The sequence below is a fragment of the Gemella sp. genome (assembly GCF_057272915.1).
Genome location: NZ_DBHIUF010000002.1, coordinates 16,369 through 43,349, shown reverse-complemented (window position 1 = coordinate 43,349; position 26,981 = coordinate 16,369). Strand labels below are relative to the sequence as shown.

Below are 26,981 nucleotides of genomic sequence, written 5' to 3'. Positions count from 1 at the left end.
ATTGTAGTATTCTGGTTTTGCTTTTGTTGCTGTTACATCTGTTGTTGTCGCTGTTCGAAGCGCGTCTTTGTTTACTTCCTTCGACGCTACTGTTGCTGCATCACTAAAGCTTGAAGCACGAATACCAGGATTAGTATTCATTTCATTATTAATTTCTATAACCGATAAAACAAAATATTTCCCTTCTGCAAGAGGTTTTAAATAGTCTCCGCTTTGTATAGTTACAGTAGTTTTATTTGTTTTCGGATCGACTCTTCCATAAGGAACCTCTACTTTCGCTGTCAATCTAGTTGGTCTAGGATTATGATTTTCCGCCCACTCATCTCCATCATATACTCCTTTATCACGGTCATTATCATGAACCAAATATACTTTCATTTTTGCATATGACGGAAGATTTGGGACCACAGGAACTTCTACATCAATTGTCGGGGTAGTTTTCTGCTTACCTTTTAAATACTCATCAACAGTAGACTCCTTTTGCCCAGTAGGAACTTTAATCGTTGGTTTGCCAAGTGAACGATAAACTCCAATTTGAGCTGTCTTATCTCCTCCTGCAGTTTTTACAGTAAAAGATAAGATAGCATCAGAGACTCCTGTAACATCTGTTTTTGCTTTAACAAAATATGTCGTTGCATTGTTTGGAAATTTATCCATTTTTTCAAGAGTCACACTACGACCTGTACTACTCGTTGCAGTTACACTCGTAATATTTCCACTTTTAGATACAAATTTGAATATTCTAGTATATTGATTAGATGATAATGTATCAAAATATCTATCAGTTCTACTATAATTCCCATCCCTTTGACCATTCGATATTCCAAACTCTACACCTGACACTTCCTCTGGAGTTGCCCTAAACCCACTACCTTCAGATCGAGTAGTCCCATTCATACTATGATTATGTCCTGCAATATTTGTGCCATTTGGTTCAGTATTTTCTGCGTTTATTCCTACTGTTTCTTTACCATTTGTTGTATCTGGTTTAGGAGTGTTATCTTGTGATAATTTTGGAGTTTTTTTCACTACTAATTTGCTATTTTTATAAGTAAATAGCGTTCTCCACGCAGCTTCAACTTCTTCTTTATTTTGAGCTGTTTCAAAGACCTCTTTTGCTTTAGCTAATTCTGTTTTTAACACTTTTACAGATTCTTCTGTATATTTTTCTAAGTTTAATCCTTCAACTTCTTTTATTAACGTTTCTAATTTCGCTTTATTAACAGTAGCTTTAGGTTTTTCTGGCTCTATTTTTCCTTCTTTAGCCGGTGTCGAATTAGATTGAGCTCCTGTAGCTGATTGATTTCCTGTTATTGCTCTTTCTTCACCTTTGGGTACTACAGTTGTATTGCTTTCTCCCGTTAGTACTGATGCACCTGTTTGTTCTCCCGCCATCGCTACCGCACCTGCACCGAAGAACACACTACATCCTATGGCAACAGAAGCTATCCCTACTTTAAATTTTTTAATTGAGTAGGTTTCTACTTTTGTCCCTTGCTTTATTTTTTTTACATACTGATTATTTTTTCCTACCAAAATAATCCCCTCCTTAAATTTCTTTAAATAGAATTATATAATCGACATACAAACTACTATTATTTTATAGCATGTAATAACTAAATCATATTTAACCACAATTCCCTTTTATTTTTGATTAGCTATACAACCTTATAATATTGATAAAAATATAAAATATTTTTTGTATATAAAATTAAACTTATAATGGATTAATAATAATTTATTTATATAGAATACAGTTCGATATATATATATATATATATATTAGCACTTTCTCTAAGATTTTAAAAGTAAAAACTAAAAAAATATACGTTTTTCGCATTTATATTTTATTCGATAAAAATTAAAATATATGTAAACTTTATAAAATGAAAAATATCGTAATACGCAAATTTAAAGTGAAAAAAGAACGATTCAAGAATACCGTTTCATAGAAACTGATTCTATTACTTCGTTATTTGTAATTCATTAGATTCATCAATCACTTTCATAAAAGAATTCATGTGCTAATAACACACCACAAATACCTCTATATAAAAAGAGGTTCTACAAAATTTAGGACTGATGAGAAGGGTCATGAGCTTTAAGCTCATGATTCCTTTTTTTTTTAAATAGATATTAAAAAGATAATTTTTTGATTGAAATTAAGTAGTTATACATTATAAATTAAATTTTAGTTCTTGAATTTTATCTTGTCAAGAAATTATATATTATAAACAATGGATTTAGTTATAAGAATCATATAATTCAGTTTTAAGCAGCTAAATTATCATAATCAATTAGTTGTTTAACATTTCTATCAGTATTAGAATATCCTAGGTTGAATACGATCAAGACTCTAGCTTTCAAACTGAAGAAATTTCTATAACCATAACCTGTACGCTTTATATTTTTAACTTTATTAATGATACCTTCTATTGGTCCATTAGACAGATTATATCTCAATGAGTTTTCAATATATGATTTATTATTAATAAATGTTTTAAAAGCAGCTGAGAATTCTTCAGCGATAGTATCTCTATTTGAATTTATAATATCAAAGAATCCTTTATAATTTCGTGCGTCAAATGCATCATAAAGCATTTGAGTCGTATAGTATGCATCCTTTAATGCTTCATCTTGATTGATGAGATGTCTAACTATCTCTCTACTTGTAATCCATTGTTTAAAATGATCTTTTTTCCCATAATCATCAATAGAAACCTCATCTTCACGTTTTAATAGTAATTTCCAATATGCTTTGAATCGTTTATAAATTTGTTCTTTTTCTTTGATTTTATCTTTAGTATCATCTTTTAAAATAGTATTAAAGCTTTTCATAACACGTATTCTAAGATTATTTAATGAATTATTTAAAGCTTGTATTATATGGAATCTATCAATAATGACAGAGGCATTAGGGAAGATCTCTTTAATCATAGCCATATATCCTGCATTCATATCTGTGCAGACCATTTTTACTTTTAAACGTTCTTTTAGTGGATACCTAGATTTAAAATGATTTACTATAGTGGATTTTCTGTGATTTGTAAGTATATCAATTACTTTATGAGTTAAAGCATCACAATAAATAAAACTTAAATGACCTTCAACATCATTAGTTGACCTAAATTCATCAAGACATAAGTATTCGGGTAATTTAGAAGACGGTCTCTTAGTTACTGATTCAAACAATTCTTTTTGAATATTATAAACAGTCATATCGCTTATATTACATTCTCTAGCGATAGATTTTCTAGATGCTTCTAGTGTTAATCGGTATATAACCTCTCGTTTTAATTCAAGTGAGATAGTAGATTTTCCTTTAGTTATAGATGTTTCAGCTGTAGAGTATTGATTACAATTTCTACAGTAATAACGTTGTTTATCTAAGTGAAGATATGTATTCGAACCTCCACATTTTTGTAGTTTAATGTGGCTAGTTTTACATCCATTTTTAACAACTTTAGAATTGCATTTAGTACCACACTTTTCACACATATGATGTTTGTATTCAAGTTTGGCATAAACGATTTTGAATAAGACTTTAGGAGGAAGAGGACTATCTTCATGTTTTGAACAAGTCACGTCTTCAACTCCATTAATTTTAACATTATTGTCGATTACCCCTAGTAATTTTTTTATATCTATACTATAATTATTCATGACACAAATATTCCTTTCTTTAGTTTTCGTCGATTAAATTATAATGGATATTTGTGTTTTTTTCTATGCTTTTTTCACTTTTGTATATAATTTAATCGGACTGATTTTTTCCATCAGTCCGATTTTTTGATGAGCCTAAAAAGAGAGCGACACGAAACATGATTTCTAAGAAATCACGATTTTCGAATCGCTCTTTTTTTAATTATCTCTAACTTTTAATTTAACCATAAGCATACTTATTAAAGTTATTCCTATGACAATAAGGAAAATAGATTTACTTTGTGTGAAACCAAGTAAGCCATTTTTAACATGTTTAGCTATCCAAACATACACATAATCTCCGTAATAAATACCTAATGCGAAGAATGCTTGATAGATTCCCATACTTACATTACGATATTCTCTATCGAAATATTGCATAGCAAGGGAAATAAGTGCATTATAAGCACCACCATATCCTAATCCATTTAGGATATAACTAAAATAAATAACATACGGATTATTAACATATAATGCTATAATATAGAACGCTAATGAACATCCTAGTAAGAATAATAGAGTTTTTTGAATCCCCCATTTTCTCGTGAAATACACTCCCACAAGAACTCCAGCAATAAGCTGTGGTACAGCAAAGACTGCATCCATATATGCTAGCATTAACGGCGTCATATTTAACTCTGTTTTACCATAAGCTATCATGTTAGCTCCACTTGTAGCAAACTTAATAAATGAAAGCAATAACGCTATTAAACAAATATAGATAAAACTCTTATGTTTAATTACTACCTTCACCTTATCAAATGAAAAATCACTATCGACAGGGCGATAATCTTTCATCATAAATGATAATATAAATGTAATTACCGCAATAATACCAGCTACTATCCACATATAATCAAAGTGTTTATATGTATTCATAGTAAAGACATATTGTATCGGTGCTGCGATAAATTCAGCTAATAACGGTGCAACAGATAGTATCGATACCGATACCGCTGCCTTATCTTTCGAAAAAGTTTCTGAGAAAATAACATTGAATAAAGCAAGCATTGTGGCACTTATCCCCAATGATAAAGAAGATAAGTATAAAGTTATATAGCTACCATTAAATGCTACTAAAAATGAAGTAACTATTAGTAAAAATAGAGAAATTTGAACGAATATTTTACGCCTTTTGAAAATATCGCTCGCTAAAAACATCGGCAACCTCACTATTAAACTCATAAGTCCATATCCGGCTGCTATTTGAGCTGCGAGTACTGGTGTTAAAGAAAGTCCACCTTGCTCTATCGGTGTAATCGCATATAACTTTCTATAAGCACGTATAATACTTATCGCAGACCAGAATAAAACTAATATCCAAAATATAATAATTTGATCCTTATTCAATTCGAATTTCTTAGATAAAAAGATTACCAGGATTAGAATTAATGCGATCATTATAAGTGAAAATAAAATTTTTGTTTTAACCATCTCCTAACTATATAATTTTTATAAATTTTTTATAAAGTATTGAATCTAAAGTTGTATAACTATGTATAAAATTCAACTTTAACATTATACCATAAAATCGTATGTTGTTTAGAAAAAAAACACTCATATTATTTGTTAGGTTACTTTCGATAACGTTAAAAAGCTTATTTTTATATTTGGATAGGATTCTTTTATGGTTTTAGCACATCCCAATAATGTACTTCCACTCGTATATATATCATCTATTATCAAAAGAGTTTCAATACCTTTCAAATCAAGATTATCATTCAAAAAATGATATCTATTTTCCATCCTTTTTTTATGAAGTTTCGATTGTTTTTCTCTATATTCACTACCTAAAATTTTTACAAACTTCACATCACATAACTTACAAACTTGTTCAATATGATTAAATCCTCGAATAATCTCCCTAATCTCGTTTACTGGAACTATCGTTACTAAGGCAAAATTATTTAGAGAAAAAAACTTATCTAGAAGATTTTTAAATTTTACTGCGCAAGCCACATCTCCGAAATATTTTATAGAATAGATTTCATCTTTTAAAAATTCATAGTCAGCAAAATAATACAAAGTATATTCTCCTACTTCCAGGACGTTGATATCAATATGTTCCCTACAGCTATCACAAAGATAAAAATCCTCTTTTTTTGCAAATAATGTATCGAACCCTAACTTTTTCTTTGATTCCAAACTACAAAAACTACACTTCATATCTTACCTCCTATTTAACTTCCTATATCTTGCAAGATTATTCATATACTCAATCTCTTTAATAGCTGCTTTCATATCCCTACTTATATTATCCGCTAAAAATACGACATCACCAGAATTATCATAGTCCTTTCTACCTACTCTGCCTGATATCTGAATTAATGCAGCCTTCGTAAAATTTACATGTTTGGCATCGAAAACCACTACATCTAAATAATCAAATGTCACACCACGTTCTAATATCGTTGTCGTAATAAGAACATCTATTTCTCTATTATAAAACTTCTGGATTTTCTCACTTCTATTTTCATCACCACTATAAACAAAATCTACAATTATTTCCTTGGAAATATATTTTTTAAAATATAGCACAGCAGTCTCACACATACCTATTTCAGGAACAAATATTAAAATTCGTCTCCCTTTCTTTAGTTTTTCTTGAATGAATTTTTCTAGAAATCGTGATTTTTTCGAAAAATCAAACACTTCGGGCTTTTCAATTTTTATTTTCGGAATAGGTAACAAATATCTATGATACCTTATTGGGATTTTTATAACTTCATCAACACTAGATTTAACTATTTCAGATGGCGTAGCTGATAAAAACACAAGAGCACCCTTATCTTTCAAACTTGTTTTAGCTCCATTTTCTAAGCACTCATCACCTGAGTATGGGAAAGCATCGACCTCGTCAATAATAACGACATCAAAATAATTATAATATTTAACGAGTTGATGCGTTGTCATAATATAAAAATTCGACTCTTCTAAAATCTTCTCTTCTCCATGTAAGATACTAATAGGATATCCTTTAAAATCACGAGCAAATCTTTCGGATAATTCTTTTACAACATCTCGTCTAGGAATTGCTAGACAAATATTTTTCTTATCTACAATTGCTCGATATATTGCTTCATAAACTATTTCCGTCTTACCCGCTCCACATACTGCCCAGATTAACGTGCTCTTGCTATTTTCAATATTTCTAACTAAAGTAGTACTTGCTTCTTCTTGAACATCGCTTAACTTAACACTAGGTCTTTCAGGTACTTTTAAATTCGACACTGGGATATTTATATGAAATTTTATAAAGTGGTCATCACTTCTCCCAAAATCTATACATCTTCTACAATATGTAACTTCCTGATTTTTATCAACAAATGTAAAAAATTGTTGCTGATCTTTATTATCACATTGCAAACAGTGGAATTTTCCTTTATCTTGATTTATTGAATACAATTTACTAATATATTGACAATTATCTAAACAATGAAGCTTAATATTCATTTTTAGTAATTTGGATATAGATAAAAGCAGTCCATTATAACTCCTTAAAAAAGTTAAACCACTCTCTTTTAGAGTATAGACTGCCCCTGTCGTTATTTCATTGTATATTTCATCAAAATCTGAATTGATTTCTCCAAAATCATCATAGCTCTTTTTTATTTTTCTATAATTTATATTTTTGTCATTATTATCCATCTTTGAGTAATAAACTATATAAAGCGCCTCTATAAATTCACAGTATTCCCTAAAAAACATTTTCAATTACCCCTTATCTGTAAATTTTTATCAAAATTATTTTCAGTAAATTTCCTCATTTAGTTAACATTTTAAGCTTCTAATATTCCTAGCTAACTACATAACATCTATATTTAATTTAATTTTAACAAAAATATATTTATAAAGCAAAATAAATGTACATTTTATAAAAGTGACATTTTTATGCAAACTATATTGCTAACGTTATCAAAAAGTGGTATAATAAAACTATAAAAGAAGGGGGAACCCCCTATAAAGTAGCTAGACTGCTTTATGAAAGGAGTGCTTTAAAATGTTAAGATATCAAGTACGAGGAGAAAATTTAGAAATTACTCAAGCAATTAGAGAGTATATTGAAAATAAAGTTTCTAAATTAGAAAAATACTTTGCTGACAGTTTAGAAGCAAACGTTTACGCTAATGCTAAAGTATATAAAAATAATAAGAAAAAAATCGAGATAACTGTACCTCTTAAAGGAGTAACACTTCGAGCTGAAGAAACTAACGATGATTTATACGCTGCTGTTGATTTAGTTGTTGACAAACTTGAACGTCAAATGAGAAAACACAAAACTAAAATCAATAGAAAAGGTCGTGAAAAAGGATTCGCTGAAGAAAACATCCTTACTAGCGAGTTAGAAGAAACAGAAGAAACTGCATTAGACCTTGGTAAAGTAAAACAACTTAAAGTTGAAGCTATGACAAGGGAAGAAGCTGTATTCCAAATGGAACTTCTAGGACACGATTTCTTCGCATTCTTAGATAACACTACAAATGAAATTTCTGTAGTATATAAACGCCGTGACACTGGATACGGAGTATTAGAAATTTCTAAATAATTAATATTGAGTTTAAACACAATCAACCATCTTCCGTAGGTGGTTGATTTTTCTTTGCAAATACAATAAAATTAAAATAAAGAAATAAAATAGGTATAGAATTTCTCTTGTATTTTTTTATACTCTTATAGTGGTGAAGGACGGAGCTGACCAAAAAGTACTAGATTTTATAAATAGTTTACATGAAAACTCATAGACGCAGTGGTTTATTGATATCTAAATTCACTTTATAAAAGCTTTTTAGATATCTAATAAACTGTGCGGGGGTGACTCGACAAAATCGATTTCTACGAAATCACGATTTTTGAGTCACTCCCTAGTAAAAGAGCCTACAGTCTCTTTACTCCTTACAAAATTGCTATGCAATTTTGATCTCACCACTATAGAGTACTTTAGAAGAATATTTTAAGAGTAGACTAATTTTATTATATCCAATTAGTTTTTATTTTCCTTACTATTTTATAGTAGCTAAAGTAAAACACAATAGTGTTTTACTGCGAAGAAATAAGACTACAGGCTTATTTCTTAACCGGAATATCCTTTTGCACAACAAAAGATATGGAGGTGTCGCAAGATACATAAAAAAATAGTAAGAAGAGAAAATATAAACTTACAAAATACCTTTTCTATAACTACACACAATACCCATTTGGAGGATTTTTTATGACTAAAAAAGTTGCTTTATTCGTTGAAAATGGAAGTGAAGAATTAGAGTTAATTGCACCACTAGATATACTACGTCGTGCAAATATTCACGTTGATCTAATCTCTGCAAACAACGAAGACTATATAACTAGCTCACATAATGTGAAAATAATAGTAGATAAAAAAATTAATGATATCAATAATATTCTTAATTATGATGCAATAGTAATCCCAGGTGGAATGCCTGGAAGTACCTTACTTCGTGATAATGAGAAAATAATTAAATTTTATCAAGAAATGTATAACGCTGGTAAATTAGTTGCTGCCATCTGCGCGGCTCCTATCGTACTAAGCAAGGCGGGAATTCTAGAAGATAAAGAAGTGACTTCTTACCCTGGATTCTACAAAGAAATAAACTGCAAAACATACAATAACGAAAAAGCGATAATCGTTGATAAAAATGTAATCACTGCTCAAGGACCAGCAGTAGCTATTCTATTCGGTTATGAAATCGTTAATTACCTACTTCAAGATGATACTGCCAAAAATATTAGTGATGGTATGCTAGTTCCAATATTAAAAAACAACTTATAAAACTCAAAAATTAAGACCTCAGATTAAAGCATCCGAGGTCTTTTATCATTTAATTATTTTGTTAATTCTTCTAATTCTTTCATTGCAGCTACTACAACTTCTGGTGTACAAACATCAACCGCAAGTTTAAATGTTTCTTTTTCACTAGCTGCAAACTCAGCAATTTTTTGCATTTTTTCTTCAACATCTTCTGTTACATTAACACAAGCTAAATTATAAGCTAGATCATTAGCTTTATAGAATGGGACAAGTTTCTCAACTTCTTCTCTCTTACCTTCAGCAAGTAATTGAACCAAGATACCATAAGATACTTTTGTTCCATGTAATACAGAATGTGTTTCTTTAACTAAACTCATACCATTGTGCACTGCGTGAGCTCCTGCCATACGTCCGTAGTGAACACCGAAACATCCAACACACCCTGAGATAGCAAATACTGTATCTACAGCATTTTTGAAGCTTTCAGTTACTTCACCTTTTTCCATAGCTTCTAATGCACCGTTAGCATCACGTAAAAGAACATCTCGAGTGATTTTAGCTGCTTCTAATCCCATTCTTACAAATGGATCATTAAACTTGTTATTTCTCTCTACTAATACTACTGCTTCATACCATTTAGCTAAAGTATCACCAATACCAGCTACGAAGTATTCTTTTGGTGATTCTAATAATAAGTCTAAGTCTGCGACACAAGCATATGCTGTACGTTTAAAATATGCTACCTCTCTAAATGTATGGTCTGGGTGATAAACGGCTGCTACAGGTGCATAAGGTGCACAAGTTGCGATTACTGTCGGTACTGTCATGTACTCAACATTTAAGTTTTGCGCTACACCTTTAGCAGTGTCGATAACACGTCCTCCTCCTACTCCAAGAACTACGTCAACACCTTCTCCATATTCATCAGCAATGCGTTGCATGTCTTCAAAAGATGCAGAACCATCATATTTTGCTACTCTAAACTCTCTATTTCCTTTATAAAACTTTGTAAATGCTGCGTAAGATTTTTCCCCAGTAACAATCAAAGGAGTCTTAAACCCTTCTAATCTATTATCAAGTGCAGACAATGCCCCACTTCCTGAAATATATTCACTTACCCCTGGTCTCGCTACATTTGCTAATTCAAACATTTTACATCTCTCCTTTGTTGTTAAAATTTATATTTTTTATTGTGTAATTATGATTATAACATTTCCGAAAACTAAAATCAATAGTAAGTTAAAAATATTTTATTTTCTGACAATTGCTATAAATTCCCAAAGAAAAGCTCCCTTATTTTATACCGGAAGTTACCTTGGAAATATTTTTTTGTTATTTCCTTTTTTCCTAGCTTAACTTCCACTTTGATTTTTTACTGGAACTTACTTTGAGAATTTACCTTTCTAATAATTCTAACAAGAAGCACCTTAAACTTTCATCTATATAATAAGAAAATCAAGGTAATTGATGCAGTAAGTCTTACCACACTCAATTACCTTGATCTTTAGGTTATCTCGGGAAAAATATAGTTCCCTCTTTCTTAGTCTGTCCTTTAGTTATAGATTCCACTATAGTACTAGCTTTTTCTAAGGCTACTATATCACCATTTAGTTTTTCAATTAATATCTTTCTACCTTTATATGGACTATAAACACTTGCTTCTACATTCTCAATCCTTAAATAATAACGCTCATCCAAGTTATTTTCCGTAAGCATATTTTTTATTTGAGCCAGATTTTCTTCATTATAATCCACATACTCAAATAAGTTTCTGTTTTGCAATCTTCTTGCTAGATCAGCAGCAATTTTATCCTCTTTATCTTGAATAAGAGCACAACAATATAATAGTGAATTTTCATCCAATTTAAAATATTCATCTACACTCACTTCAGATTTTTCTAAAAATGGCACCAACACCTTCATATCTTCAAAATAGTCTTTATCTACTTTGAAAATATCCTTCAACCTATTAAATAGTTGAATGAATACCGCCTCATAACTTCTAGCTACAGGATGATAATAAACTTGCCAGTACATTTGATATCTTGCCATAATATAGTCTTCTACACTATGAATACCAGTGTATTTAACGACAATTACCTTTCTTCCCTCAGCTGTTTTTCTTACACGCATTGTACGTAATATTCTTTCAAGATCAAACTGTCCATAACTCGTCGCTGTAAAATAAGAATCACGTAATAAATAATCCATTCTATCAGCATCTAGTTGACCTGAAACAATCTGATTAAGTATATCATTTTCATGAGTATGTTGAATAATAGAGACTATATCTTGTGGCAACTTTTCTGAAACAGCTCTTAAAATAGCATTAAGTTCTGTATTCCCTAATATTATTTTTGCTGTATATTCTTCGTGACTATGATTAGTAATATTCTCAAATGCATGAGAAAACGGACCATGCCCCACATCATGCAGAAGTCCCGCAAGCATCACACAAACTTTCTCATATTCAGTTAATTCAACGCAAAGCGACTTAACTTCAGTAACCATTCTTCTAACAATCTCATAAACTCCTAGAGAATGAGAAAATCTAGAATGTTCAGCTGTTGGATATACTTGAAAATCTCCCCCTAATTGTCTTATACGACGTAATCTTTGAAACTCCTTACTATCCAGACAATTCCAAATTACTTCATAGTGAATATGAATATAACTATGAACTGGATCTTTTAACACTTTAGTTTCGTCTAATTTTTTTAATTCCATCACTTCTTTCCCCCTACTATAATCGATATTTTTTACTATATTTCACCTATTATTATATCAAAGCATAAAAAAAAGACAAGCCTAAGCTCATCTTTTTCACTCTTATTCTTATTTTTCGTCTACTACGTATGGTAAAAGTGCCATGTGTCTAGCTCTTTTAATTGCTGTAGTTAACATTCTTTGGTACTTAGCTGAAGTACCTGTTACACGACGTGGTAAGATTTTTCCACGTTCAGAAATGAATTTTTTAAGTAATTCTACATCTTTGTAGTCGATAAATTCTACGTTATTTTTAGTGAAATAACATACTTTTTTACGACGACGCATGTTGTTACGACGATTGTTAGTTACTGCCATTGTGCATGTCCTCCTATGTAATTTTAGTCTTCTTTAAACGGATTTACTACATCCTGCATGAAGTCATCATCTAGGTTACTTGGGAAGTTTTCCCCAAAATCAGAGAATGATGAACTATCATTAATAAAATCTTGCATAGCTGAATTAGCTTGTCCAAAGTTTTGATTAGTATTGTTGTTATAATAATTTTGATTATTGTTATTATACGCTGGTTGTGATTGAGGTTGATTAAAACTCATTGAGTCAAAACCATTGTTTTGTCTACTATGTGAGCTATTTTTAGATTCAAGGAATTGAACACTATCTGCTACTACTTCAGTAACATACACTGTGTTTCCATCTTTACCTTGATAATTTCTAGTCTGTATTCTACCTTCAACAGAAATCAGACTTCCACGTCCTAAGAAACGTGCCATATTTTCTGCTTGCTTTCTAAAAGTTACACAGTTAATAAAGTCTGCTTGTCTTTGACCATTTTGGTCAGTGAATGTTCTGTTTACAGCTACTGAGAAATAAAGCATTGGAATATTCGAATTAGAATATCTCAATTCTGGATCTTTAGTTAATCTACCTACTAATACTACACGATTTACCATAGTATTTCACCCCTTATTTTTCTAATCTTACTACCATGTGACGGATAATGTCATCGCTAATTTTTGCTAAACGATCGAATTCTTTTGTAGACGCATCTGTTGCTGAAGTTAATTCTACTACATAGTAGTAAGCATCACTGAAGTCTTCGATTTCATAAGCAAGGCGTTTTTTACCTAAATCTTTAACTTCTACTGCTTCTGCACCTTCTGAAAGAATATTTACGAATCTATCAACCACAGCTTTTTTAGCTTCTTCATCGATACGTGGTTGAACAGCAAACATTACTTCATATTTTCTCATGTGTGTGTTACCTCCTTTTGGTCTTTGCGACTCTCTAATCTACTAGAGAGTAAGGAGTAATAAAATTACTCTAGCGACTATTATATCAAGTATAAAAATAAAAATCAACTAATAACTATATTTTTTGGAATTTTTTTTGAATAATTTTTTCAAATCTTCTTCATTATTTAATTACTAAAAAAATCTTCTATTAACTACTCAATACACCCCTACTAAGCAAGAAAAATAAGTATCCCATTAGAAAACTCTAAGGGGATACTTGGAAATTACTCTTTCACTTTAAATGAATACATCAAAACTATAATTAATAATAGTAATAAACTATATAATGCAAATGATGCACTAATAGCGTTAGCGAAAAATAATATTACTGTTGTTCCTATTGGTACTGAAATAGTAATAACAGTACTAAAAATACTATATATTGATGTTTGTTTTTCCTCAGGCACTGATTGTAAAATCAATGCATCTAGTTTTGGATTCGATATTCCAGAAAAGTAACCTATTATTACAGTTAAAATAACAAGTATAAATTTATTTTGAAGTATCAATAGATTTCCTACATACATAATGAATAAAATTATTTCTAATATAGCATTATTTCTCAAACTCATATTTTTATAAAAACTAATTTGGTAGACTCCTCCGATAATTGTACTAACTACTTCCACAATTTCTAATAAAGTAATAGTATACGCTACATTCCCAAATAATAAGCTCTCGTTTTTTACTAAAATTACTAGAAGTAAAGCGAACATCGCAGATGAGTAAAAATTCATCCCTAAAAATAGTATAACAAAATTATATATTTTCTTTATTTCACGAAGTATTTTAAAGTTTTCAATAGTGTCCTTTAAAAATCTTTTAGTACTTACCTTCTCTTTATTATTAATTTTAAAACTGCCAATTTCTGCTTTCATCACGTTTTTATATTTTGCCAGTATTAAAAATGCTATCAAGAATAGCGCTGCATTCAACATACCAAAATATGAATAGTTATAACTTAAAAGACCTAGAATAAATACACCTACAGCCTTTCCACCAAGTGAGATTGTATTGTTTATAGAACTGATAAATGCTAATGCTTCACTTAACTGTTCCTTACGCACTAACCTAGTATTAATCGACATTGATAAATAACCATTATAACCACCTAGAATATCTGCAACTACATTTACAAATACTAATACAATAAAAATCCACCATTGGACTCCATAAATACACACTAAGGCGAATAACGAAAATAATAAAAACTGATAAAATCTTGTCGATAATATTCTGTTGTACTTATCTTTTGCCTGATCTGCGAAATACCCTAGGATAAAAGAGATAATATAAGGTAATGTCGTGGCTATTGACACTATACTCACAGCTAGTTCTGGATTCGGTAAACTCGTCGCATAAATAATAAACGCAATATCAAATAACGTTCTACCAGCATTACCAAATGCCGATGAAATAGTGAATAACCTATAGAGTTTATTTTTCAAGAAAATATTCATAGAATATCACCTCCTATATTATTTTATATTTTACATTGATACAGTTAAATTTTCAATATATTGTATAGTTTTTTTTGAAAATTTAAAACATTTATCATCAAATTTTAAGTTCCTCACGATTAATAAAAAGAGCAACTATTCGGCATTCAGAAATGATTCAAAAATCGTGATTTCGGAGAATCAAGATTTTGTCGAGTCAACTCCAACCTTTTTAGTTACTCTCTATTCATATATATTTCTTATATTCTATCCCTCGTGAAATATTCGTACATATCTTCACGAATTGGTGTCTGTATTTTATAAAAGAACTGAATTACAGTATCTCCGCTTCTTTCTCTAGATACTAATTTAGGTTCTCCTGTCGTCTTCATCTCACCTAGGAAATAAAATATTCGTGCTCCATCCTTATCATCTTTATTTTTCCTCATAAATAGATAAATTTTTGTTTCATCATTATAAAAATAGTCGCACTCTTTCGATTCTAAGTTCCTTCTCGGCTTCGACATTGAAGTAAAACCATTATCTGGTAAAAATCCATGCGTATAATCACGGTTAAATGAATTTTCATCAATATCGTAGTTAATAAATACAGGCAAAGTCTTTGTTCTTTCATCATACTTATAGCCACCTATAGCGAGTGGCACATAGTTAATTCCCCATGAAAATAATTTGCAAATATCCTCGAAACTATATTTCTCATACAATACAAAATTAGTATCTTTGTATAAATTATCTTTGTAATATTTATTATATCTGTAAATTCCATAGTCTACCAAATCTTGTAATAATTCCCTAAAAATCTCTGATTGTAGCTGTTCTTCAAATTCTTTAGACATTCTTATCTCAGCAACATTCTCTTCAATAAATATACAATCATGAAACTTTTTCTTAGTGACACTACTAGTTACGAAATTGTTAGTAAGTATCTTTCTACTAACATCCAACTCATAATCTGCGATAAATTTATTATAATCTTTCAACATAATTTCTTCAAAAGCTGTAAGAATATTACGCTTCTTATCATCTAATAACAAACGTAAAATTATATGTTCTTCTATCTTTTTACTCAATATTAAATTAGTAGAAACGAAATTTAGCATATTCTCTGCGGTCTTCGTCAGTTTTCCACTATATTTAAACTGTTTTTCCTTCTTGGATAAGAATGAATAATAACTTCCAGCCACTTCGAAAATCTTTCTAACATCAATAGCATCATAGTTTTCAAAATCTGAATAAGTAGGTATTCTACCAAGTTTATTTTTTAGCTTATTATATTCATCAGTAACAAATAGCCACGTGTTTAACTTCACATTGTCTATCGCGCTATATATTCTTTGTTTAGAGATTTCATCAAAATGAATAGTCGACATCCCAGGAATATACCTAGTCCCCTGAGATAAAAACTTCCTTACGGTATCTTTATCATAACTATTGTCTCCAGATAGAGCCACAGGTATTAAAAAGTTATTCTTGTAATTGGCAATAAAATCTATTATTACTACAAAATCCTTATTCGCAGATTTTCGCAAACCTCGACCCAACTGCTGAATAAAGATAATAGAACTCTGCGTAGGTCTTAACATAATTACCTGATTAACCTCTGGTATATCTACCCCTTCATTGAAAATATCTACAGTAAATATATAATCTATCATATTGCCATCATTCGCAACTAACTTAGAAATCTCCTGTTCACGTCGTTCCTGACTATCTTCACCTGTTAAGCTAGTAGTATTATAACCACGCCTATTAAATTCTTCACTAAGCACCTTAGCTTCTTGTTTTGACGAACAGAAAACTAGACCCTTTACCCTATCTCCTGAATAACCATAATAATTAATCTTACTTATAATATGCTCAACACGTTCACTAGAAACTAAATTTGAAAAATCACTCAATTCGTCAATAACCTTACCATCAACTTCTAAATCACTAATCCCGAAATAATGAAATGGACATAATAATGAATTTTCCATCGCTTCTTTTAAACGAACTTCATAAACGATATTATTGTTAAATAATTCATAAATATTAAAACTATCCGTTCTATCCGGACTTGCCGTCATCCCTAGATAAAATGTCGGTTTGAAATAATCCATCAATCTAAGATAACTGTCAGCTCCTGCTCTATGTACCTCATCTATTATAATCTCATCAAAATGACTATCGTTAAAACTCTTAAAAACATCTTCTTTAGACATAGTTTGAACAGTAGAAAAAATGAAATCCGCTTCTATATTTTTCTCTTTACCTGTAAGTAAACCATAGCTGCGACTAGTTCCAAAAATAGTCTTGAATGTCTCTAACGCCTGGCGAGCAATCTGTTCTCTATGAACGATAAACAACAATCTCTTAGCACCTATACTCTTCATCGCAAAAGCAGCCGCAAATGTCTTACCAGTTCCTGTCGCAGAAATAAGAAGACCCTTGTTATCTTGATTACGAAGTTTTTCGAAATTTTCTATAAAACTTCTTTGCATCTTATTCGGTTTAATTTCCTCGGAAATAATTTTCTTAGTAACAGTCTCAATCTGATTACTAGCGAATTCTTCAACATACTTAGCTTTTATTTCAAAGTAAGACTTAGATTTATCCCATAAACTATTAAACTCATCTAAGATATCATCTGTTAGCGTCCTATCCCCTTCAATAAAGGTATTCCATTCTTTATTTATTGTCAGTGCTGCACTCGTTAAGTTCGAACTTCCCATCAGCACTTTCCATGAATCACCATATCTAAATAAATAACCTTTAGTGTGGAATCCATGTTTATTTTCTGCACAATCATAAACCTTTAGAGAAATATTTCTGAAATTAGATAATTTCTCTAACACTTTAGGAGTATTAAAATATAAATAATTCGTCGTTAAAATCTTTCCACGGATATTTTTTTCTTCCAAATTCTTCAAAGTCTGAAGTAAACTAGTCAACCCACTTTCTGAAATAAACGCCACGCTGAAAATAAATTCATCACACATTTCTAATTCACTCTCAAGCGTACTAAGAACTTTCTTCGCTTCTAAATGATTGTTATAAACAAATGTATTCTTCATTTTAACCTCCTTTTATTAGATTAGCCATTAATTATTTCATATGTTATTAATGCTTCTTTCATAACTTTTACATTATGAACACGTACCATTCTAGCTCCTCGTTTAACCGCTTCTAATGATAATGTAGCACTTACTATATCTCTATCCTTCGGATTACTATTACCACCTAGCACATAATTTGTAGTTCTCTTTCTACTCACCGCATATAAGATTTCACACCCTAGTGAATTAAGTAACTCTAATTTTCGTGTGATTTCCAAGTTAGCCTCTGCAGTTTTACCGAATCCCATTCCAGGATCGACAATTATGTTTTCTTTCTTCACACCTGCATTTAAACAAATATCAACACTCTCACCTAATTCACGTACAACTTGCTCAATCTCTTGCCCTTCTTCTACACCACCATTGTGAATAATAAAGATAGGAATATCATGTTTAGCAGCGACATTAGCCATAGTACTTCCTTTAGCACCATTGACATCATTTAGTACATCTACTCCTGCTTCAATCATGTATTCAGCTACATTAGGCTTATACGTATCAACGCTAAAGCACACATCAGGGAATGTTTTTCTTAATGTTGGAAATACGATTTGTAATCTAGCAAGTTCATCCTCTTCGCTAACTACAGTAGAACCTGGACCAGTCGATTCAGCACCGATATCAATAATATCCGCACCTTCAGCTACCATCTTACGAATACCTTCTATCGCAGCTTCCACATCATAAAAATCTCCTCCATCCGAAAAAGAATCCGGAGTAAAGTTCAATATTCCCATAATTAAATATTTTTTTTCATTTAATAATTTTTTTAATTTATTCATTCTATCACCTTATAGTTTTATTTTACATACCCTACTATTATATCATGTGAGTATGGGGTTTGCACTAAAAAAAGAAGCAACCCTAAAATTATGATTTTAGAATTACTTCTTAATTTTACTGATTGGGTGTGCCTTCCCAACTTACTATTCACTCTTTTTCTTCAACGAACGAATAACTGGTTCTTTTCTAAATGCATAATATAGCTGAGCAGCCATTATAACCCATAGAATAGGTTCTACAAATATTACTCCTAAATATCCTGCACTTGGAATAATAAATATTACAAATAATATTTTTCCTAGCATTTCTATAATACTTGAAACAAGTGGCATCATCTTTTGCCCTAAACCTTGTAGAGCATTCCTCAATACTAAAAGTATGGCTAAAAATGGATAGAATGCAGAACTAATCTTAAGATATAATGAAGCCTGGTAAATTAATTCTTCATCATTACTTCCTGTAATAAGTTCATTTAAATATGGACCTGCGAAAAATAGCGTAATACAGATGAAGACTGACCAAATTATCGTAACAAGCGCACCCTTACGTAATCCTTCAACTATACGACTATATTGTCTTGCTCCGAAGTTTTGCGATGTAAAAGTCGTTATAGTCGCACTCATAGACCCCACAGGAAGCAGTCCGAACATCATTATTCTTCTAGCACTTGTCTGCGCACTGATAATTACTGGACCTAAGGCATTAATCGATGTTTGTAAGATTACTGTACCAATCGAAACAACAGAAAACATAAGTCCCATCGCCAACCCTTGGCTAAATAAATCAGAATAAAGTTTTTTATTCCATGTAAAATGTTTTTTTGTTGGAATTAGAAATGGTGTTTTTCTACGAATATAGTTAAAACATAATACTGCAGAAATACCTTGTGAGATAATTGTTGCAACTCCAGCCGAACGTACACCCATGTGTAGGTATGCTATAAAATATATATCTAATACAGTGTTAATAATTGCTGAAAAAATTAAGAAATATAATGCAGCCTTACTATCTCCAACTGCTCGAAGTAGTCCCGCACACAAATTATACGTAAGAGTAACACCTACAAATACTACTATAAGATAACTATACTCATAAGATTGATCAATAATATTACTTGGTGTCCCTAGTAATTTCAGTAATGGATATAAAGTAAAATTACCTAATAAGGCAATCACAATACTCAGAACTCCACCTATAACAAACGTGGCAGCTACAGCGCTCTTTAACTTTTCATAGTTCCCAGCACCATAATAACGAGCAATAACTATCCCCATACCATTTCCTATACCTAATGCAAAACCAACTACAAGTTCAAATATCGCAGCAGTAGCTCCAACAGCAGCAAGGGATTCTTCTCCAAGGAATCTACCAACAATCATAATATCTACCGTATTATAGAGTTGCTGAAAAATATTTGCTATCATAATCGGTATCGCAAAAGCAATCATCGCCCGTAAAATCGGACCTTCTAATAAATTTACTGATGTTTTTTTCATAAATAATATTATAGCACTTTGAAATAAAGATTCAAGAAAAAACCTGAAAACTATTCTGAAAATGGAGAAAGGCTCATCGAAAGATGAGCCATATATTATACTGATTCGAAACTAAGAATTTTCTCGTCCTTTCGTCCTAAAAATTCTAGTTTCTGTAGCATGTGTTATTCGTACATTCTATCTGCATCCTTTGGACTTGATAGAATTACGACTAACCGATGAAAAAAATATTATTAAGTTTTGTTATGTTTATATTATATAACCCAAACCTTATATAAACTTAAAGCTATAATTAAAATGAAACTAAAATTGAAAAATTTTGAAAATAAGCCCTAGAAATGGAGAAAGGCTCGTCGAAAGACGAGCCATATATATTATACTGATTCGAAACTAAGAATTTTCTCGTCCTTTCGTCCTAAAAATTCTAGTTTCTGTAGCATGTGTTATTCGTACATTCTATCTGCATCCTTTGGACTTGATAGAATTACGACTAACCGATGAAAAAAATATTATTAAGTTTTGTTATGTTTATATTATATAGCCCAAACCTTATATAAACTTAAAGCTATAATTAAAATAAAACTAAAATTGAAAAATTTTGAAAATAAGCCCTTGAAATGGAGAAAGGCCCATCTTTCGATGAGCCATATATTATGAAAAAAAATATTATTAAGTTTTGGTATGTTTATATTATATCCCACTTACCTTACACGAACTTTAGACTATAATTAAAATGTAATTAAAGTTGAAAAGTTTTGAAAATAAACCCCTAAAATGGAGAAAGGCCCATCTTTCGATGAGCCATTTATATTATGAAAAAAAATATTATTAAGTTTTGGTATGTTTATATTATATCCCACTTACCTTACATGAACTTTATACTATAATTAAAATGAAATTAAAGTTGAAAAATAGATGATTTTCTGAAAAATACTTTATCCTAAAATTTATTTCTCAAATATATCTCTTATATTGATAATACTAAAAATAATGGTATATTTTTATAGTAAGGTGATAATATGCGAAAACACAACATAAATTTTATTACAAATAAAATTTTTTAAAAAACATCTAATTATATTCCAAAAAGTTACAATTCCAGACAAATAAAGAACGATTAGAGGCTAAATTACTACTGATAGGAATTAAAGATATCGAAAATAATAACCTTATTGATGGAGAAAAGATTCTCTTAGATTAAAAAAATAAATATAATAAATAGATATAGTATAAAATTAAGAGTAACTCAAATAATTTTTTTGAGCTACTCTCTTTAGTTTAAACTAATTAAAAACGAACTGATTATTATTCTTAAATTTATAAATCAAAATAACTTCTAAAAGTATCTTTTAATTTTATAACATCTGATTCTTCTAAATCATAAATCTTTCTTCCTAAAAATCTACTTTTATGAATTTCTCTTATTTTTCTAATTTTTATAAATGCCTTCTCATATGTCGGATTTTTTTGATATTTTGTACAATCTATAGTTATTCCACCCCTATATTTCATGCCTTTTTTCTTACTTGTTATAGGCGCTACAATAAGTGTATCATCTTTCTTTGACATCTTACTCATAACAACAGCATAGTGCTTCCCAGAAATTTCCCCACCAATATTTTGTTTGAAATCAATAAGATATACTCCAAAAACATCAAACATCACAATACTACCTCTTATCAAAAAATTAGGCATATCAAATAGATATGCCTTTTGGTATCCTTAACTAATAAGGCTTTCTCTTCTTCAAGTATCTCTCCTTAACTAATAAGGCTCTTGATACAATTTCATAGTATTACAAAATTAGCTTCATGTCAAGTCGGAAACCTATAAATTTTGAAACCTTTAATAGTATGTCTATTACTCCATACAACCAACATGGAGAAAGTCCCATCTTTCGATGAGCCATTTATATTATACTGATTCGAAACTAAGAATTTTCTCGTCCTTTCGTCCTAAAAATTCTAGTTTCTGTAGCATGTGTTATTCGTACATTCTATCTTCATCCTTTGGACTTGATAGAATTACGACTAACCGATGAAAAAAAATATCTATTATCTAAATATTTCAAACTCAAAATCAAAAATTACCCATAAAATGGAGAAAGGCTCATCTTTCGATGAGCCATATATTATGAAAAAAATATTATTAAGTTTTGTTATATTTATATTATATCTCACTTATCTTATATGAACTTTAGACTATAATTAAAATGAAACTAAAATTGAAAAGTTTTGAAAATTATTTTCTAAAATGGAGAAAGGCCCATCTTTCGATGAGCCATTTATATTATGAAAAAAATAATATTAAGTATTGTTATGTTTATATTATATCTCACTTACCTTACATGAACTTTAGACTATAATTAAAATGTAATTAAAGTTGTTAATTTTCATATTTAATTTCAATAATACTGTATAAAATTTAAAATCAATATAACAATAACTAATTTATAAGAATTAATTACAGTTAATTTTTGTTTTAATTCAAACCCTCTCCTGTAAATTCACCAAAATTATATCCTTTACAATTCATCTTTATCATTATAAAATTAAGTGTATATTATTAGAAATGTTGGTGTTTATTTATGAATTTGAATTGTAAAATAAAATTTGAGAAATATTTAAAAGAGAATAATTTAGAAGATAAAAATAATACATTAGAACTTTTCAGTCAGTTAAGTTTAGAACAACTTGCTGAAAAACTTCTGACTTTAGATGAAGATGAAATTGTGAACTATGCAATTGAATGTACTTGCGAAGAACTTCTTATTACTTCATCATATAAAATAGAACGTACTGGGATGAAACTTGGTCTTCACAGAATGGAACATATTCTTGAACTTTTCGATCATCCTGAAAAAAATCTTAAGGTAATTCACGTTGCCGGTACTAATGGTAAAGGTTCTACTTGTTCTTATTTAAAAGATGTCTTAAAAACTAAGTATAGAGTTGGATTATACACAAGTCCTGGTATGCTGAGTTTTAACGATAGAATTCGTGTTAACGATGATTTTATTTCATATAAAGAAGCTTATCGTTTATTCAAACTAGTTCAAGAAACTTATGACCAAAATAATCCAGATCCAAGTGATAAACTATCATTCTTTGAAATTATTACAGGTGTAGCTCTATTGTACTTTAGAGAGCAAAAAACAGATTTCGTAATTATGGAAGTTGGTCTTGGTGGAAGATATGATGGAACAAATATTTTTAAAGAAAAAGTATTATCTATCATTACAAAAATTGGTCTAGATCATACCGCTATTCTTGGAGATACTCTTGAAAAAATTGCTTATGAAAAAGGTGGAATTATCCAAGAAAATGATAATGTTCTAATTTATCCTGCTGGCGAAGGTGTTGTAAATGTAATAAAAGATATCTGCCAAGATAAAAATGCTAGCTTAAGTATTTTAAATGAAAAAGATATTGTCGTAAAAAAAGTTGAAGCTAGAGATAATGAATTTTCGTATAAAGGTGTAGATTATTCTACAAAAATGGTCGGTGCTCACCAAACTTTTAACGCATCTCTAGCTCTAGAGGCATTATCAAATCTGAAAAAACGCAATATTATCGATATAGAAGATAGTGTCATAAAAGAAGCCTTAAGTAAATCAGTTTGGGTAGGACGTTTAGAATGGATTCGTGAAAATATTCTTCTAGACGGCGCCCACAACAATGATGGAATAGATAGTTTAGTAGCATACCTAGATAATCAAAAATTCCCTAAATTGAAAATTCTACTTGGTATTCTTGAAGACAAAGACTACAAAGACATGATTGAAAAATTAAAAACTATCCCCGCTGAATTCTCAGCGACAAAAGTTCCAATCGAGATTAAAGAATCAAATCTTGATAATCTAGTTCAAAGTTTTGGTGATACTCATGTCACTAAATATGAGAATTATGAGGTTGCTTTAAACAGTATTATTCCAAATCTACAAGACAATGAAATTTTTCTAATTACAGGTTCACTTTATCTTATCTCAGCGGTAAGAGGTGAAATATTAGAGAAATACTAGAAAAATACTAAAAAAATTAAAAATCCAGAAGGTAACTTAAAAGTTAGCTCTGGATTTTATTTATTGATTTTAATACATGGGATAGAAAAAAGAACCAGCATCGCTGCCGGTTCTTTTTTCTATTCATAGTTTTCTATAAAATGTTTTATCGCCGCTGCAAAATCTTCTACTACGTGTGTAGCTTGTCCTTTTACTTCTTGTGGCGCGCGATTCATACAGTATGAAACATCAGCTACCTTAAACATATCCACGTCATTTCCTGAGTCTCCTAAAGCTATTACTCTATCATACCCTGAACTGATAGCTTCAATACCACTAGCTTTAGAAATATTTTTTGCTGTGATTTCCATACGTGTTGAACCAGATTTATAAATTTCTACTTCTGGAAATTTCTCTTTCATTACATCGTAATGATAATCTAATTGTTCTTTTGTTGGTCTTACGTTAATCTTATAAATTATTTTTCCTTCTAATATTTCAAAAGGATTTTCGACACAAATTAGCTCCATGTTCCATAATCTATCTTTTTTCTCATGGTCAAAATTACCAATACGCTGTTTCCCATCTAAAGCATCAAATATTAATTTGCTTTCTTTTAGATATTCGAATATTCCAGTTAAATCTTTAGTAGGAATATATTTTTCAAAAAGAACTTCATCTTGTCTTGTTACGACCGCTCCGTTAAACCCTATCATGTGTGTAACATCCATATCATTACCTTGAGCAATGTATTTGATTTCTTCAACAGAACGCCCAGTCGCAACTGAGAAATCCCCGTAATTTTTAGCATCATGATACGCTTTTAAATCTTCTTTTTCGACGAATACTGAATTTTTTACAAATGTTCCGTCTAAGTCTGTAACAAACAAATTCTTCATGAAACTATTCCTCCATACCAAGCATGTCTTGGATTTCCATTTTTAATACATTAGCATGAGATCCATAAATTGATTGCATTTGCATATCACTTTCTGCAAATCCCATAGCTCCAAGTTTCGTTGTAATACGTTCTTGGTCTACTACACTCTTATCTTTAACATTGATTCTTAAACGAGTTATACAAGCATCTACAGCTTCGATGTTATCTGGACCACCATGTGCTTTGATTAGCTCAGTAGCTTGTTTTCTAATTCCTTCTGGTGTTTTTTGTACTGTTTCCATTACTTCATCATCACCAGCAGTTGTTAAATCAGTTGTTTTTGGTTCTTCTTTACCAATTGTAGCGATTTCTACACCAAGTTTAGCACGAGCTTCATTTTTGTTAGATAAACGAACTTCATCACTATCTTCACGACCAGGTGTTTTAAGGTCAAATTTAACAATCATAAATCTGAATACAATGTAGTAGATAAAGAAGTAAACCACACCTACGATTGGTACTAACCACCAAGCTGTTTTAGGACCTTGAAGTACTCCGTAGATTACCCAGTTAATAAATCCGTGTCCAGTTGGAGTAGCAACTCCAGCTCCTAGCATGTGCATTACGAATAATGCTGAACCTGCTAAAAATGCGTGTACTACATAAAGAATTGGCGCTACGAATAAGAATGTAAATTCGATTGGTTCTGTGATACCTGTTAAGAATGAAGTACCAGCTGCTGCGAATAATAATGAACCTACAACTTTACGTTTTTTCTCATCGGCAGTTTTATACATTGCATAAGCTGCACCAGAAAGACCGAACATAAAGTAAACGAATTTACCACCATTGAATCTTGTAATACTTGGATCTACGTGTTGTACATTTGGATCAGCTAGTGATGATAAGTAAGCGTTGATTGTACCAACTACACGTTGTCCACCAATTTCCCAAGCTCCACCTAATTCTGTTGTACGAACTGGCCAGTTCAGACCGTGGTGAAGACCGAATGGTAATAATGCTCTTTCAACTAAACCATATAAGAATGTTCCAATAGGTCCAGATTTAAGGATAAAGATTGATAATACACTGATACCTTTTTGTACTGGAGGCCATACGAAGAATAATCCAGTTGCTACAGCTGACATGATTACGATAGTTGCGATAGGTACGAAACGTGGTCCACTGAAGAATCCAATAACTGTTGGTAGTTGAACTTTAACAGCCCACTTATGAACGAAGTATACTACTATACCTACGATGATACCTCCGAAGACACTAAGGTCCATTGTTTGAATACCAAGAACTTTTGTCTGCATGGCATTAGATAATGCTAATTTGGCTTCATTACTTGATAATTTGCTAGTATCTACTAATTTGTGACTTTGTACTAATAGGAAGTTAAGTACGTAGTGTAATACGATAAATCCTAATAAACCAGAAAGTGCAGCAGAACCTTTTTCACGTTTTGCTAAACCTACAGCTACACCAACCGCAAAAATAATCGGTAAGTTATTAAATGCTGTATCCCCTAATACAATTAGAAATTTCATAATAAACTGAATAATGTCATTTTTTAATACTGGGAACATTTTTAATGTGTTTGAATTACTGAAGGCAGTCCCAATTCCTTTAATAATACCTGCACCAGGAAGTACAGATACTGGTAATAAGAACGAACGTCCGAATTGCTCAAAAGCAGAGACGAATTTATTTTTTTTCTTTGCCATTACCTTTTCTCCTTTTATAATTTTGTCTAGCCATATTATACCAAATTT

20 protein-coding genes are annotated in these 26,981 nt (G+C 30.6%); 3 read left to right on the top strand and 17 right to left on the bottom strand.

The annotated features are described in order from the left end of the window. The 5 genes from ACO6OL_RS01070 to ACO6OL_RS01050 form a co-directional block, all read right to left on the bottom strand. The coding region (locus ACO6OL_RS01070; protein ID WP_485501820.1) for a YSIRK-type signal peptide-containing protein at positions 1 to 1,536 on the bottom strand (1,536 nt) is incomplete at its 3' end. Positions 1,537 to 2,271: 735 nt separating this feature from the next. After that, on the bottom strand, positions 2,272 to 3,663 hold the full coding sequence (locus ACO6OL_RS01065; protein WP_485501819.1) for an ISL3 family transposase: 1,392 nt from the start codon (positions 3,661 to 3,663) through the stop codon (positions 2,272 to 2,274). A 198-nt stretch (positions 3,664 to 3,861) separates the two neighbouring features. Further along, positions 3,862 to 5,052, bottom strand: coding sequence for an MFS transporter (locus ACO6OL_RS01060; RefSeq protein WP_485501818.1), 1,191 nt, complete (start codon positions 5,050 to 5,052; stop codon positions 3,862 to 3,864). Positions 5,053 to 5,271: 219 nt separating this feature from the next. Next, on the bottom strand, positions 5,272 to 5,868 hold the full coding sequence (locus ACO6OL_RS01055) for a ComF family protein (protein ID WP_485501817.1): 597 nt from the start codon (positions 5,866 to 5,868) through the stop codon (positions 5,272 to 5,274). 3 nt (positions 5,869 to 5,871) lie between these two features. Then, complete coding sequence (locus ACO6OL_RS01050) at positions 5,872 to 7,410, bottom strand: ATP-dependent helicase ComFA (protein ID WP_485501816.1); 1,539 nt, start codon at positions 7,408 to 7,410, stop codon at positions 5,872 to 5,874. Between the two features lie 292 nt (positions 7,411 to 7,702). Here ACO6OL_RS01050 and hpf point away from each other — a divergent pair, with 292 nt between their 5' ends. Continuing rightward, a complete protein-coding gene (hpf, locus tag ACO6OL_RS01045; protein ID WP_314161240.1) occupies positions 7,703 to 8,248 on the top strand; it encodes a ribosome hibernation-promoting factor, HPF/YfiA family in 546 nt (181 codons plus the stop codon). Positions 8,249 to 8,911: 663 nt separating this feature from the next. Further along, on the top strand, positions 8,912 to 9,487 hold the full coding sequence (locus ACO6OL_RS01040; protein WP_485501815.1) for a DJ-1 family glyoxalase III: 576 nt from the start codon (positions 8,912 to 8,914) through the stop codon (positions 9,485 to 9,487). Between the two features lie 53 nt (positions 9,488 to 9,540). On the opposite strand, the gene ACO6OL_RS01035 is transcribed toward ACO6OL_RS01040, so the two are convergent. From ACO6OL_RS01035 to ACO6OL_RS00990, 10 genes are all read right to left on the bottom strand, one after another. Further along, entirely contained in the window at positions 9,541 to 10,617 is a 1,077-nt protein-coding gene (locus ACO6OL_RS01035; protein ID WP_448912770.1) for an iron-containing alcohol dehydrogenase family protein, read from the bottom strand. A 358-nt stretch (positions 10,618 to 10,975) separates the two neighbouring features. Beyond that, a complete protein-coding gene (locus ACO6OL_RS01030) occupies positions 10,976 to 12,193 on the bottom strand; it encodes an HD domain-containing protein (RefSeq protein ID WP_485490763.1) in 1,218 nt (405 codons plus the stop codon). A gap of 108 nt (positions 12,194 to 12,301) precedes the next feature. Next, the gene (rpsR, locus tag ACO6OL_RS01025) at positions 12,302 to 12,550 is read right to left on the bottom strand and encodes a 30S ribosomal protein S18 (RefSeq protein ID WP_003144201.1); all 249 of its coding nucleotides are present in this window, start codon (positions 12,548 to 12,550) and stop codon (positions 12,302 to 12,304) included. 23 nt (positions 12,551 to 12,573) lie between these two features. Continuing rightward, on the bottom strand, positions 12,574 to 13,146 hold the full coding sequence (locus tag ACO6OL_RS01020) for a single-stranded DNA-binding protein (protein WP_314161223.1): 573 nt from the start codon (positions 13,144 to 13,146) through the stop codon (positions 12,574 to 12,576). Between the two features lie 13 nt (positions 13,147 to 13,159). Further along, complete coding sequence (gene rpsF / locus ACO6OL_RS01015) at positions 13,160 to 13,447, bottom strand: 30S ribosomal protein S6 (RefSeq protein WP_003144346.1); 288 nt, start codon at positions 13,445 to 13,447, stop codon at positions 13,160 to 13,162. Positions 13,448 to 13,713: 266 nt separating this feature from the next. Next, positions 13,714 to 14,949 (bottom strand): MFS transporter, encoded by a 1,236-nt coding sequence (locus tag ACO6OL_RS01010; protein ID WP_485501814.1) that lies wholly within the window; start codon positions 14,947 to 14,949, stop codon positions 13,714 to 13,716. Positions 14,950 to 15,188: 239 nt separating this feature from the next. Next, on the bottom strand, positions 15,189 to 18,002 hold the full coding sequence (locus ACO6OL_RS01005) for a DEAD/DEAH box helicase (RefSeq protein WP_485501813.1): 2,814 nt from the start codon (positions 18,000 to 18,002) through the stop codon (positions 15,189 to 15,191). A gap of 20 nt (positions 18,003 to 18,022) precedes the next feature. Further along, the gene (gene folP, locus ACO6OL_RS01000; protein ID WP_485501812.1) at positions 18,023 to 18,826 is read right to left on the bottom strand and encodes a dihydropteroate synthase; all 804 of its coding nucleotides are present in this window, start codon (positions 18,824 to 18,826) and stop codon (positions 18,023 to 18,025) included. Between the two features lie 144 nt (positions 18,827 to 18,970). Then, the gene (locus ACO6OL_RS00995) at positions 18,971 to 20,377 is read right to left on the bottom strand and encodes an MATE family efflux transporter (protein WP_485501919.1); all 1,407 of its coding nucleotides are present in this window, start codon (positions 20,375 to 20,377) and stop codon (positions 18,971 to 18,973) included. 1,263 nt (positions 20,378 to 21,640) lie between these two features. Further along, entirely contained in the window at positions 21,641 to 21,985 is a 345-nt protein-coding gene (locus ACO6OL_RS00990; RefSeq protein WP_304095630.1) for a type II toxin-antitoxin system PemK/MazF family toxin, read from the bottom strand. A 925-nt stretch (positions 21,986 to 22,910) separates the two neighbouring features. Between ACO6OL_RS00990 and ACO6OL_RS00985 the strand changes: the two genes are divergently transcribed. After that, a complete protein-coding gene (locus ACO6OL_RS00985; RefSeq protein WP_485501811.1) occupies positions 22,911 to 24,344 on the top strand; it encodes a bifunctional folylpolyglutamate synthase/dihydrofolate synthase in 1,434 nt (477 codons plus the stop codon). A gap of 119 nt (positions 24,345 to 24,463) precedes the next feature. Here the strand turns inward: ACO6OL_RS00985 and ACO6OL_RS00980 are convergent, their stop codons facing one another. Both ACO6OL_RS00980 and ACO6OL_RS00975 read right to left on the bottom strand, forming a co-directional pair. Beyond that, the gene (locus ACO6OL_RS00980) at positions 24,464 to 25,222 is read right to left on the bottom strand and encodes a Cof-type HAD-IIB family hydrolase (RefSeq protein ID WP_314160766.1); all 759 of its coding nucleotides are present in this window, start codon (positions 25,220 to 25,222) and stop codon (positions 24,464 to 24,466) included. Positions 25,223 to 25,226: 4 nt separating this feature from the next. After that, entirely contained in the window at positions 25,227 to 26,933 is a 1,707-nt protein-coding gene (locus tag ACO6OL_RS00975) for a PTS transporter subunit EIIC (RefSeq protein ID WP_314160767.1), read from the bottom strand. Positions 26,934 to 26,981 lie beyond the last annotated feature (48 nt).